Annotated in this window: 8 protein-coding genes and 3 pseudogenes; 8 read left to right on the plus strand and 3 right to left on the minus strand. The window is 69.8% G+C overall.

The genetic code is table 11. The features are described from left to right. Positions 1 to 1,034, minus strand: a 1,034-nt coding sequence (locus QZW52_RS16060) for a glycosyltransferase (protein ID WP_294000621.1), incomplete at its 3' end; no start/stop codon positions are given. Positions 1,035 to 1,063: 29 nt separating this feature from the next. Continuing rightward, positions 1,064 to 1,738, minus strand: a complete 675-nt coding sequence (locus tag QZW52_RS16065) for a sugar transferase (protein WP_294000623.1) — start codon at positions 1,736 to 1,738, stop codon at positions 1,064 to 1,066. 387 nt (positions 1,739 to 2,125) lie between these two features. Between QZW52_RS16065 and epsF the strand changes: the two genes are divergently transcribed. From epsF to QZW52_RS19295, 8 genes and pseudogenes are all read left to right on the plus strand, one after another. After that, a complete protein-coding gene (gene epsF, locus QZW52_RS16070; RefSeq protein WP_294000624.1) occupies positions 2,126 to 3,577 on the plus strand; it encodes a chain length determinant protein EpsF in 1,452 nt (483 codons plus the stop codon). Between the two features lie 8 nt (positions 3,578 to 3,585). Continuing rightward, positions 3,586 to 4,482, plus strand: coding sequence for a polysaccharide biosynthesis tyrosine autokinase (locus QZW52_RS16075; RefSeq protein ID WP_294000627.1), 897 nt, complete (start codon positions 3,586 to 3,588; stop codon positions 4,480 to 4,482). Further along, positions 4,472 to 5,710 (plus strand): oligosaccharide flippase family protein, encoded by a 1,239-nt coding sequence (locus QZW52_RS16080; protein ID WP_294000628.1) that lies wholly within the window; start codon positions 4,472 to 4,474, stop codon positions 5,708 to 5,710. Before QZW52_RS16075 ends, QZW52_RS16080 begins: the two co-directional genes overlap by 11 nt. Then, positions 5,707 to 7,005: an O-antigen polymerase gene (locus tag QZW52_RS16085; protein WP_294000630.1), complete on the plus strand. Its 1,299-nt coding sequence runs from the start codon at positions 5,707 to 5,709 to the stop codon at positions 7,003 to 7,005. Before QZW52_RS16080 ends, QZW52_RS16085 begins: the two co-directional genes overlap by 4 nt. A gap of 2 nt (positions 7,006 to 7,007) precedes the next feature. Continuing rightward, complete coding sequence (locus tag QZW52_RS16090) at positions 7,008 to 8,078, plus strand: glycosyltransferase family 2 protein (protein ID WP_294000631.1); 1,071 nt, start codon at positions 7,008 to 7,010, stop codon at positions 8,076 to 8,078. A 31-nt stretch (positions 8,079 to 8,109) separates the two neighbouring features. Beyond that, the gene (locus QZW52_RS16095; protein WP_294000632.1) at positions 8,110 to 9,177 is read left to right on the plus strand and encodes a glycosyltransferase family 4 protein; all 1,068 of its coding nucleotides are present in this window, start codon (positions 8,110 to 8,112) and stop codon (positions 9,175 to 9,177) included. Then, positions 9,174 to 10,310 (plus strand): annotated as a pseudogene (locus tag QZW52_RS19290) (glycosyltransferase family 4 protein); the annotation flags it as partial. The gene QZW52_RS16095 and the pseudogene QZW52_RS19290, both read left to right, overlap by 4 nt. A gap of 675 nt (positions 10,311 to 10,985) precedes the next feature. Continuing rightward, a pseudogene (locus QZW52_RS19295) lies at positions 10,986 to 11,501 on the plus strand (CpsD/CapB family tyrosine-protein kinase); the annotation flags it as partial. Here the strand turns inward: QZW52_RS19295 and QZW52_RS16105 are convergent. Beyond that, positions 11,488 to 11,892, minus strand: a pseudogene (locus QZW52_RS16105) (hypothetical protein); the annotation flags it as partial. The pseudogenes QZW52_RS19295 and QZW52_RS16105 sit on opposite strands and share 14 nt — an antisense overlap.

Consider the following 11,892-nt stretch of genomic DNA (forward strand, 5'->3'; position numbering starts at 1 on the left):
GGCGACAGTCCGTGCCCCAGCAGCATCGACGCCCGGAACCGGTGGTGCCCGTGGCGGTGGCGGGCGCGGGTGCGGGCGGCGCTGCCCATGGTCTGGCGCAGCGGGGCGGCCTCCACCAGCCGGGCGATGGCGGCGATCAGGTCGTTGTTGCGGTTGCAGAGGTAGCCCGACAGCGCATGCACGATCAGCGCCCGGTAGGCCGGCACCTGTCGCCCCAGACACGGCACGCCAACGGCCATCGCCTCGGCCATCCCGCGGGCATCGCTGCCGGTGGCATCCGGCGCCACGTAGACCCAGGCGCGGCGCAGGATCTGGGCCCGCTCGGCGGCATCCTCCCCGCGCAGCAGCGTGATCTGGGCCGCCTGCAGCATCTGCTGGACCGCGGGTGTCGCCTCGCCGATCCAGCCAAACGTCAGCGCCGGCCGCAAGCCCGTCAGCATCACCGCGAGCTGCACGAATGCCTGGGCATAGACCAGATCGCCGGGCTGGCCCGTGGTGACGATCAGCGGGGTCTCGGCCTCGGCGCGGGTGGCGTTGAAGTAAACCTCATCGACCGGCGCCGACAGACCCGCCGGCAGCCCGCGGCCGGCCGTGTCCAGCGCCTCGACCCGGTTGGGCTGCACCAGGAAGGCCGAGCGGTCCAGTCCGCGCACCAGTCGCGCGACCAGCGTTTCGTGGTCGAGGTGGAAGAACAGCGGCGCCTGCACCGACGAGCCGCGCAGCACATGCCGGCCCAGCAGACCCGCCGGCAAGCCGTGCAGATGCACCGCCAGCGCCGTCTCGCCCACCAGTTCGCTGCGCAGGGCGTTGGCGGCCCGGCGGATGGCGGGCAGACCGGCCCGGCCCGCCCCATCCCCACCCAGCCGCACGCCCGCTGGCAACATCAAGCGCGCCTGGGGCGTGTCGCGGGTGTCCATCAGGACGAGGCTCTGCGGCATGCCGGCATCGGCCAGCGCCAGCATGGTCGGCCACAGCGTCTGCCCCCGGCCACCGGGCTGCAGGCGGCTGACGAGGTGGAGAACACGGCTGGTCATGGGCAGATTCACTTTCGGGGTTGCACGGGTCAGCGTGCGCCGCTGCCCAGCAGCACCACACGCAAGGTGTGGACCAGGATGCTCAGGCGCATGCGCAGGCTGTGTTTTTCGACAAAAACCCGGTCAAGTTCAACCCGTTCTTCGTAGGTCGTGTCGTTGCGCCCGCTGACCTGCCACAGCCCGGTCATCCCGGGGCGCACGCTCAGGTAGTGCCAGCGCACCTGGCCGTAGCGCGGCAGCTCCGCCAGCGTGATCGGCCGCGGCCCCACCAGGCTCATCTCGCCGCGCAGCACGTTGAGGAGCTGTGGCAGCTCGTCCAGGCTGGTGCGGCGCAGGAAGTTGCCGATCGGGGTGATGCGCGGGTCGTTGAGCAGCTTGTGGTCGCGCTCCCATTCGGCGCGTGCATTGGCATCTTTTGCCAGCAGATCGCGCAGCATGGCGTCGGAATCGAGGTACATGCTGCGGAACTTCAGGCAACGGAAGAGCTTGCCGTGCTGGCCGATGCGGTAGTGGCCGAACAGGATGGGTGCGCCGTCCTTGCGCCAGATCAGCAGCGCCACGACCAGGAACACGGGGCTGAACAGCACCAGCAGCAGCGCCGCCATCGCCTGGTCCAGCCGCAGGTGCAGCCGCTCCAGCACGCGGGAGTGCCGGGGCTGGCGCTCCTGGCGGAAGCGGCGTGCGCCGGCCACGAAAGCGTTCAAGGAGGGGTGATCCGACGGCAATGTCTGTTTCTTTTCCATACAAAATCTTCCCAATGGTTACGTTGCAGATCCAGAGTCAGACTCTTTCATGCATTATTCCCGTGTTGCTCTGCATCCAGATGAAGTGCCATCGAATTGCGTGTTTCTTCGTGCAATTGGCTTCATTCCGAGCGCATTTGGCACGATAAACCAGAAGGCACTGAAAAATTTGCCAGTACCGGATCGTATTTTTTGCTTTGAGCGCCTGGACCCCTTGCCTTGGTAGGCGGCTCTTGGGTGTTCTCCCGTGGCTGAAGGGTGGTTTTTTGGGGTAAAGCGGTCCCAAATTCCTTCAAGAATTCGGATATCCGGATCTCGTAAAGTTACAACCTGTAAACGCAAAATTCCATGTCACTTGCCCGATTCCTGTTGACGCTCAAGGCGCGCTGGGCCACTGCCGTCCTGGTGCTGGCGGCCGTGATGGCCTTGACCGCGCTGGTCAGCGCGCTGCTGCCCAAGCAGTACACCGCCACGTCGATGGTGTTGCTGGACATCAAGTCGGCCGATCCACTGGCAGTGGCGGCCCAGCAGCAGTCCGGCCAGGCGGCGGCCTACATGTCCACGCAGGTGGATCTGCTGCAGAGCGAGCGCGTGGCCCGTGCCGTGATGGCCGCCACCGGCATGACACGCGACCCGAACGACGCCACCCACCAGCTCTGGCGCAGCAAGACCGGCGGCGTCGGCGACTTCGGCGAGTGGCAGGCCGCGCGGATGAAGAAAAAGCTCGACGTGCGGCCGACCAAGGAGTCCGGCGTGATCTCGATCGGCTACACCGCCGAAGACCGCCAGAGCGCCGCGCAGATCGCCAACGCCTACGTGCAAGCCTATGTGGACACGAGCCTGGCGCTGCGCGTCGAGCCAGCGCGCACCAGCACCGCCTTCTTCGACGAGCGTGCCACCCAGTTGCGCACGGTGCTGGACGCGGCGCAGGCCAAGCTGTCGGACTTCCAGCGCCAGCACGGGCTGCTGGGCATCGGCGGGGCGGAGGAGCGGGTCGATGTCGAGACGGCGCGCCTCAACGAGCTGTCGTCGCAACTGGTGTCCCTGCAGGCGCAGACCGGCGAGTCCGGCAGCCGCCAGTCGCAGGCGCGGGCCAACCCGGAGAAGTCGCCCGAGGTCATCAACAACCCCGCCATCAGCAGCCTCTCGGCGGAAGTCCTGCGCCAGGAGACGCGCCTGAACGAGATGAGCGCCCGGCTGGGCGACCGCCATCCGTCGATCGTCGAGCAGCGTGCCACGGTCACGCAGTTGCGCAGCCAGCTCAGCGCCGAGTCGCGCCGCGTGGCCGCCAGCCTGGGGGTCAATGACACGGTGAACCAGCAGCGCCTGGGACAGGTCCGCACGGCGCTGGAGGCGCAGCGCACCAAGGTGCTCGACCTCACGGCGCGGCGCGACGAAGCCCGCGTGCTGCAGAAGGACGTGCAGAACGCGCAGACCGCTTTCGACGCCGTGGCTGGCCGCAGCACCCAGAGCGCCACCGAGAGCCAGGCCCGCATGAGCAATGTCTCGGTGCTGAAGACCGCCTCGCCGCCGGCGCTGGCCGCGTCGCCGCAGATGGATGTGAACCTGGGCGTCGCGGCGCTGCTCGGCTCGGTGCTGGCACTGGTGGTGGTGCTGGTGCAGGAGCAGCGCAACCGGCGCCTGCGCTGTGCCGACGACGTGCCCGAGCTGCTGGACCTGCCGCTGCTGGTCGAGATTCCGGCGCGCAGCGCGGCCGGCAAGGGCGCCGGGCTGTCGCTGCCGCGGCTGGGACGCACTCCACCGAAACCCGGTGCTTCGACGGGCCGCCTGCCGGCGTGAACATGGACATGAAACGCGACTTCGAACTCAGCCGGGTTTCTCCGATCGACGAAGCCTGTTTCACCGTCGAGCCGCAGCACGACCTGAGTCTGGGCGACATCCTGCGCCGCCAGTGCCAGCTCGGTGACGCGGAGGTGGCGCGCATCGTGACGCTGCAGACCGAGCGCGGCCTGCGCTTCGGGGATGCGGCGGTGGCGCTGCGGCTGGTGCGGCCGGACGACGTGGCACAGGCGCTGGCACGGCAGTTCAGCTATGCCTGCACCACCGCGCAGGCCGCGCCGCACCTCGCGGAGCTGGCCGCCGCCGTCGATCCGCACGGCGACAAGGCCGAAGTCTTCCGCGATCTGCGCGCCCAGATCATGCTGCGCCCCGGTGGTGCGGAGCCGGTGGCGCTGGCCGTGGTCAGCCCCACGCCGGGCGATGGCCGCACCCACGTCGCCGCGAACCTGGCGGTGGTGTTCAGCCAGATGGGCCAGCGCACGGTGCTGGTGGACGCCAACCTGCGGGCGCCACGGCTGCACACGCTGTTCGACCTGCCGGCGCGGCCCGGCCTGACCGCCATCCTCGCCGACCGGCAGGTGGCGGGCGAGCTGGACCGCATCGACGCGCTGCCGAACCTGCATGTGCTCCAGGTCGGCGCGCCGCCGCCGAACCCGCAAGAGCTGGTGCAGCGCGAGACCTTCCGCACCTTGCTGCGCGAGCTGACGCGCAAGTTCGACCGCGTCATCGTCGATACGCCCGCCGCACAGGGCGCCGCCGACGCGCGGGTGATCGCCACGGCCTGTACCCAAGCCCTGGTGGTGGGCCGCCGCGACCACAGCGCAGCGGCCCACCTGCGCACGCTGGTGGCCGAGCTGCGGGCGCAGCGGGTCGATCTGGTCGGCGTGGTCCTGAATGTCCACTGACCGCGCCTCCACCGTGCGCAAGCTGGTCGAACTGGCGATGACCCACGTCGCCACGTTCGCGTTTCCGCTCGTCTTCGCCGTCATTTGCGGGCGCACGCTGGGCATCCACGACTACGGCATCGTCTCGTTCTACGCCGCGCTGGCGGCCTTCCTGGGCATGGTCATCGAGTTCGGCTTCGACTGGTACGGCATCCGCGAGGTCGCGCGCCACCAGGGCGATCCGGCCAGCGTCCACCGCATCCTGTGGAACATCACGGCCGCCAAGCTGCTGCTGTGCGTGGGCGTGGTGGGCGTGGCGGGCGGGGCGCTGTGGCAGTTGCGGGCGCACGCCGAATGGCCGCTGATGCTCGCGTCCAGCGTCTACCTGGTCGGCTTCGCCTTCGATGCAGGCTGGTATGTGCGGGCACTGGAGCAGACGCGCCTGTTGCTGCTCATCACCAGCGGCGTGCGGCTGATCGGCATCGCGGTGCTGCTGGTGGTGGTGCCGCGGGTGGCGACGATGGAGAGCGCGCTGGGCGTCTATGCGCTGGTCTCGCTGCTGACCAGCGGCGTCACCTGGTTCTTCCTGGCGCAGCGCGGGCTGGTGCAGCGCGCCCGCATCGAAGGCCGCTACATCGGCCAGTTGCTGCGCAGCTCCTCGGCCATCGTCTTCGGCAATGTCAACGGCGCGATGCTCACCAATGGCGGCATCGCGCTGCTCGGGATGCACGCCGACCCGGCCACCGTCGGCGCGGCCAACCTCGCGCTGCGGGTGCGGATGGCGGGGCAGGCGGTGATGCTGCCGGTGCAGCAGCTCGGCTTTGTCCGCATCTCCGGGCTGGCCTCGCGCACGCCGCGGGCGGCGATGGCGCTCGGCAGCCGGCTGATGGTGGTGACGCTGGCGATCGGGGCGGTGATCAGCCTCGTGTGCATGGCGGTGGCGCCGTGGATCTCGGCGTATGTGTTCAAGACCGAGGTGCCGGTGGCCGTGGTCCTGATCCTGTTGCTGGCATTCAGCATTCCGATCCAGGGCATGGCCAGCCTGTTCGGCATGCAGTCGCTGATCGCCCTCGGCCAGGAGCGCCGCTACGCGCTGATCCAGCTTGCCGCGACGCTGGCGTTCTGCGCCTGCCTGTTCCTGCTGGACCAGCGCAGCGCCTATGGCTGGGCGATCATCGGCGCCGAGGCGACGGTGATGCTGCTGTCGGCCGGGGTACTGATCCGGCTGCGCGGGGAGATGGTGGCATGACGATGGCGATGACGACCCCCCACACCCAGCCTGCGACCACGGCCATGCCCATGCCCTGGTGGTGCTCGCCAGCCGGGATTGCGGTCGGCTTCCTGCTGCCGCTGATGGTGCTGATCTCCTATGCCGGCGGCCTGCCCCACCCGGCGCTGACGATCCGCGGCGTGGAGGCGCTCAATGCCCACTACCTGCAGCTCGGCGCCATGATGATCCTCGCCATTGCGCTGACCGGCTGGCTCGGGGCGCAGTTGCAGTTCAGTGCTACCCCGGTGCCGCGCGACGTGCGCGCCTGGGACCGCGCCGCACTGGGTCTGGGCAGCATCGCGACCTTCGCCTTCGTCGTCTGGTTCCGCGACTTCGTGTTCAACCCGGTGCTGCTGTTCCAGACCCTGACCGGCGAGTTCAAGCCCGACCGCAACACCATCGAGCTGACACCGGGACTGACCTCGCTGGCCAACATGGGGCCGGTGTTCTTCTCGGTCTACGCCTTCCGGCTCCTCGACAAGGGCGAACAGGCGCTGCCCCGCGCCATGCACACGATGTTCGTGGTGCTGGGCCTGTTCACGCTGTTCCGGGTCTACGTCTGGACCGAGCGGCTGGCGCTGATCGAGCTGCTGGTGCCGTTCGGGCTGACCTTCGGGCGCTGGACCGCGACGCGCCATGGCAGCGGCTGGGCACTGACCCGCACGGTCGGGCCGTACGCGGCCATCCCGCTGGTGATCCTGTTCTTCGGGGCCAGCGAGTACTTCCGGTCATGGTCCTCGGACACCTACCAGGGCAAGATGGATTTCTGGGAATTCGCCCTCGGCCGCTTCGCGAGCTACTACTACACCTCGCTGAACAACGGCGCCGGCCTGCTCGCCAACACGGAGTGGCCGACCTGGACCTTCGAGTTCACGCTGGAATGGCTGCACCGCGCGCCCTTTGGTCTGGGCAAACCGTTTTCGCAGGCAGTGGGCTACACGGTGCCGCGGCTCGATTACTACCTGGCGACCTACCAGGACGAGGAGTTCAACAGCCCGTCCGGCATCTACAGCCCCCTGTCCGACATGGGGCTCTACGGCGGGCTGGGCTACATGCTGGCGATCGGGCTGGTGAGCGGGCTGTGTTTCCGGGCCTACCGCGAGGCGCGGCTGGCCGGGGTGCTGTTCTACCCGATCTTCTTCATCACCTTCATGGAGATCTACCGCTACCCCTACCTCGGCGTGCCACGGGCCTTCACCTGGACGCTGGGCATCGGGGTGGCGCTGCTGCTGGCCTCCACGGTGAAACCCCTTCCTGCGCACTCGGCGAGCTGACCATGCCCCTGACCCTCCCCCGCCTGAGCATCGTGATCGCCAACTGCAACTACGCGCAGTTCCTGGCCCGCGCCATCGACTCCGCGCTGGCACAGACCGTGGCCGAACGGGTCGAGGTGATCGTGGTCGATGACGGCTCGACCGATGCATCGATGGCCGTGATCGCGTCCTACGCCGACCGCGTCCACATCCTCGCCAAGTCCCACGGCGGGCAGGCGTCGGCCTACAACGCCGGCTTTGCTGCGGCACGAGGTGCGCTGGTGCTGTTCCTGGACGCCGACGACTGGCTCTACCCGTCGGCCGCGGCCGAGGTGCTCGCCGCCTGGACGCCGGGCACGTCCAAGGTGCAGTTCCTGCTGGACATGGTCGATGGCGCGGGCGATCCGCTGCACCGGCAGGTGCCGCGGGAGCTGCATGACACCGAGGCGGCGCAGCTCCTGCGCGACTGCGGCGCCTACGGCTCGCCGCCCGGCTCAGGCAATGTCTACGACCGCGGCTACCTGCACCAGGTGATGCCGCTGGACGAATCCGCCTGGCGCACGGGGGCGGACTCGGTACCGATCCTGCTCGCGCCCGCCTATGGGCGGATCGTGTCGCTGCGGCACGCGCTGGGCGCCTACCGCATCCACCGGCCGCTGGACGACGACGCGCTCCTGTTCAACAACGGCGCCAGCAGCCTGCAGTCCGAGTACCAGCGCATCTGCACCGGCAAGCGCGCCGTGGCCGAGGGGCTGGACCGGCTGGGCGTGCCGCGGGCCGAGCCGCTGGGGCTGGCACCGTGGGAAGCGCGCACGGTGGCCATGTGCGCCCGGTTTGGCGGATCGCAGGTGCGGGCCACCATGCTGCCCACGCCGCGAGCGGCCGTGTGGCAGGCGCTCGGCTCGGTGTGCCGCTGGCCGCTCATCACGCTGCAGCGCAAGGCGCAACTGGTGCTGTGGATGCTCGGCGTGACAGCGCTGCCGCTGCCCATGGCGCACCGGCTGGCCCGGATGCACCGCCGCCGCGCCGGACTGCCCGACCGCTCGGCCCACGCGGCGGCGGCGCGGCTGGCGGCCGTGAAATCGCGCTTCTGAAGCGGGACCGACCGTGTCCCGGAACCCGACCATGCTGATCAACGCCCGCTTCCTCACCCGCCAGGCCACTGGCGTGGACCGCTTCGCCATCGAACTGCTGCAGGCGGGGATGCGGGCCGGGCTACTGCCGCACGCGCAGGCCGTCGTGCCAGCCGAGGCGGCGCTGGTGACGCCCGCGCCCAAGGGCCTGACCGTGCGCCACGCCGGGCGCCACGGCGGCCACCGCTGGGAGCAGTTCGCGCTGCCTGCACTGGCCAAGGACGCCGGCGACGTGCCGCTGGTGAACCTGTGCAACACCGCGCCGCTGCGCCACCGCCGCCAGATCGCGGTGATCCACGACGCGGCAGCGGTCGCCAACCCGCAGAACTACAGCTTCGCGTTCCGGCAGTGGTACCGCGTCATGATCGGCTCGCTGATGCGCCGCAGCCGGGTGATCGCCACCGTCTCGCGCTTCAGCGCCGACGAGCTGACCCGGCACTTCGGCGCCCACCACCACGGCATCGAGGTCATCCCCGAGGGCGGCGAACACATCCTGCGCCTGCCCGCGGACCCGACCGTGTTCGAGCGGCTGGACCTGCGCGGGCGGCGCTATGTGCTGGCCGTGGGCAGCCAGTCACTGAACAAGAACTTCGCGGCGGTGCTCAACGCGATGAGCCTGATCGACGACCCGGACGTGGTGCTGGTGGCGGCCGGCGGTGGCAACACGCGCATCTTCACCGACAGCACCGTGCAGCACGAACGCCTGCAGCGCACCGGCTACGTCAGCGACCAGCAGCTCCGCGCCCTCTACGAAGGGGCGGCGTGTTTCGTGTTCCCCTCGTTCTACGAAGGCTTCGGGCTGCCGCCGCTGGAGGCGATGTGCTGCGGCTGCCCGGTGATCGTGTCCGACCGGGCCTCGCTGCCCGAGGTCTGCGCCGACGCGGCCCTGTACTGCGACCCCGGAGACCCCGCCACGCTGGCCGCGCAGTTGCGCCGCGTGCTCGGCTCGCGCGAGCTGACCGAAGCGCTGCGCCAGCGCGGCCACCAGCGCGCCGCGCAGCTCACCTGGGACCGTGCAGCCCGCGAGTTCGCGGACCTGATGGACCTGCACTTCGTCTGAGCCTGAGGACACCCCCCACCATGCAAGCCCCCCTCCGCGTTGCCCTGGTCCACGAATGGCTCGTCAACCACGCCGGCAGCGAGAAAGTCGTCGAGGAGATCCTGAAGATCTACCCGCAGGCGGACCTGTTCTCCGTGGTCGATTTCCTGAAACCCCATGAACGGGGATTCCTGCAAGGCAAGGTCGCCAAGACCACCTTCGTGCAGCGCCTGCCCGGCGCCGAAAAACGCTTCCGCCACTACCTGCCGCTGATGCCGCTGGCGATGGAGCAGCACGACCTCTCGGGCTACGACCTCATCCTGTCGTCGAGCCACGCCGTCGCCAAGGGCGTGCTCACGGGGCCGGACCAGCTCCACGTCTGCTACATCCACTCGCCGATCCGCTACGCCTGGGACATGCAGCACCAGTACCTGAAGGAATCGGGCATGGCCACCGGCGTCAAGGGCACGGTCGCCAAGCTGCTGCTGCACTACATGCGGCTGTGGGACGCCCGCACCGCCGCCGGGGTGGACCAGTTCATCGCCAATTCGGCCTTCATCGCGCGCCGGGTGCGCAAGGTCTACCGGCGCGACGCTGCGGTGATCCATCCGCCCGTGGATGTGGGGCGGTTTGCGCTGCGCCACGACAAGGAGGAGTTCTACCTCACCGCCTCGCGCATGGTCCCGTACAAGCGGATGCCCATGATCGTCGAGGCGTTCTCGCGCATGCCGGACAAGCAGCTCATCGTCATCGGGGACGGGCCGGAGATGGACAAGGTGCGCGCCGCGGCCGGGCCGAACGTGTCGGTGCTGGGCTTCCTCGGGGACGCGGCGCTGGTGGACCACATGCAGCGCGCCAAGGCGTTCGTCTTCGCTGCCGAGGAGGATTTCGGCATCACGCCCGTCGAAGCGCAAGCGTGTGGCACCCCGGTGATCGCCTTCGGGCGTGGTGGATCACTGGAGACAGTGCGCGGGCGCGGCCACCCGGCGCAGCGCACGGGCGTGTTCTTCCAGGAGCAGACGCCCGAAGCGGTGATCGCTGCGGTCGAAGCCTTCGAGGCGCTGGCCGTGCCGATCCGCCCGGAGACCTGCCGCGCGCACGCCGAGCAGTTCGCGCCGGCCTTGTTCCGCCAGCGGTTCCAGGCGGCGGTCGAGCGCGCCTGGGTCCGCTTCCATGCCGAGGAAGATCCCGAGCACTTGCCGGTGCTGTCGGATGTCCACCATGCCGCACCGAACCTGGACCCGGCCCCCATCCCGAAGCCGAAGCCCGTGCAGCCGCCGAAGGCGGTGGCAGTCGCGGTGCCCGTTGTAGTCGCTGTGGCCGCTGTGCCTGCACCTGCACCTGCACCTGTGCCTGTGCCAATCCCTGCACCCGTCCCCTTGCCTGCTTTTGTAGCGCCTACCCCGGCCACACCCCCCACACCCGCCATGTCCCAGGCCGATACGTCCCCGTCCGATCCTCCCTTCGCGCTGCCCGCGGCCGATGCCCGCCCCGCGCCCGCCTCGGGTCCGCCCGCGGTGCTGCGCCCGATCGGCGAGATCATCCGCGCCAAGCGCCCGCTGTCGGACGGCGACATTGCCCACATCCTGCTGGTGCAGCGCCGCATGAAGCTGCGCTTCGGCGAGGCAGCGGTGGCGCTCGATCTGGTGACGCAGGCCGACGTGCTGTGGGCGCTGTCGCAGCAGTTCAACTACCCGTACTCGCTCGACGGCCGTGGCCTGCGGGGCGCGGATCTGGTGGTGGCGGTGGAGCCGTATGGCCCGCAGGCCGAAGCCTTCCGCGACCTGCGCAGCAAGATCATGGCCAACGACGCCGCCCAGGGCCGCCAGCCGCTGGCGGTGGTCAGCCCGGACCACGGCGACGGGCGCACCTACGTGGCCGCCAACCTGGCCGTGACCTTCAGCCAGCTCGGCGAGCGCACGGTGCTGGTGGACGGCAACCTGCGCGATCCGGGGCTGCACAAGGTCTTCGGCCTGAAGGAGCGCGCCAGCCTGAGCGACCTGCTCAACGGCCGCCGCCCGGCCAAGCCCTTCGACCGTTCAGCCGATCTGCCCGGCCTGTTCATCATGCAGGTCGGCGCGCCGCCGCCGAACCCGCTGGAGCTGCTGCAGCAGCCGATGTTCGGCATCCTGCTGCGCGAGCTGCAGCGGGAGTTCGACCGCGTCATCGTGGACACGCCGCCGGCACGCCACACGGCGGACGCCCGCGTGATCGCCGCGACCTGCCGGCAATCCGTGCTGGTCGGCCGCCACGGCAAGACCGAGGCACGCACGATGAACCTGCTGGTGGACCGGCTGCGGCGCACGCAGGCGACGATCGCCGGCGTCGTCCTCAACGACCACTGACTCCACTGAAGCGGCTGCAGTCGAGCTGCGCACCGGGCGTGGTCTGCACGAGGCGGCCGGCGCGCTGGCGCAGCTCGCCGTAGCGGCTGTGCTCGACCGTGTTGCCCTGCAGCAGGATGTCGCCGATGCCCGTGGCCCCTGCGGGCACGGCATAGGTGTGGATCTCGATGGCCGCGTGGCCGGTGGACGGCGCCGTGGCGCCGACCCGCGCCGAGGGCGTCTGGATTTCGCGCAACCGGTTGTCCTCGATGCGCACGTCGCGCACGCCGTGGGTGTGCCAGTTGCCTTCCTGTGCGACGAGGATGCCGGCGCCGTGGGCGACACCGCTCACCGTGTTGCCGCGCAAGGTCAGGTGCTCGCCGCCGACGATGCTCAGGCCGCGGCCCCAGCG

The sequence above is a fragment of the Sphaerotilus sp. genome, from assembly GCF_013299175.1.
Classification (GTDB): Bacteria; Pseudomonadota; Gammaproteobacteria; order Burkholderiales; family Burkholderiaceae_C; genus Sphaerotilus.

Coding starts and splice junctions, on each gene's coding strand:
- QZW52_RS16085 (WP_294000630.1), top strand. CDS start 5,707: ATGACGATGGCGATGACGACCCCCCACACCCAGCCTGCGACCACGGCC.
- QZW52_RS16095 (WP_294000632.1), top strand. CDS start 8,110: ATGCTGATCAACGCCCGCTTCCTCACCCGCCAGGCCACTGGCGTGGAC.
- QZW52_RS16090 (WP_294000631.1), top strand. CDS start 7,008: ATGCCCCTGACCCTCCCCCGCCTGAGCATCGTGATCGCCAACTGCAAC.
- QZW52_RS16075 (WP_294000627.1), top strand. CDS start 3,586: ATGAAACGCGACTTCGAACTCAGCCGGGTTTCTCCGATCGACGAAGCC.
- QZW52_RS16080 (WP_294000628.1), top strand. CDS start 4,472: ATGTCCACTGACCGCGCCTCCACCGTGCGCAAGCTGGTCGAACTGGCG.
- epsF (WP_294000624.1), top strand. CDS start 2,126: ATGTCACTTGCCCGATTCCTGTTGACGCTCAAGGCGCGCTGGGCCACT.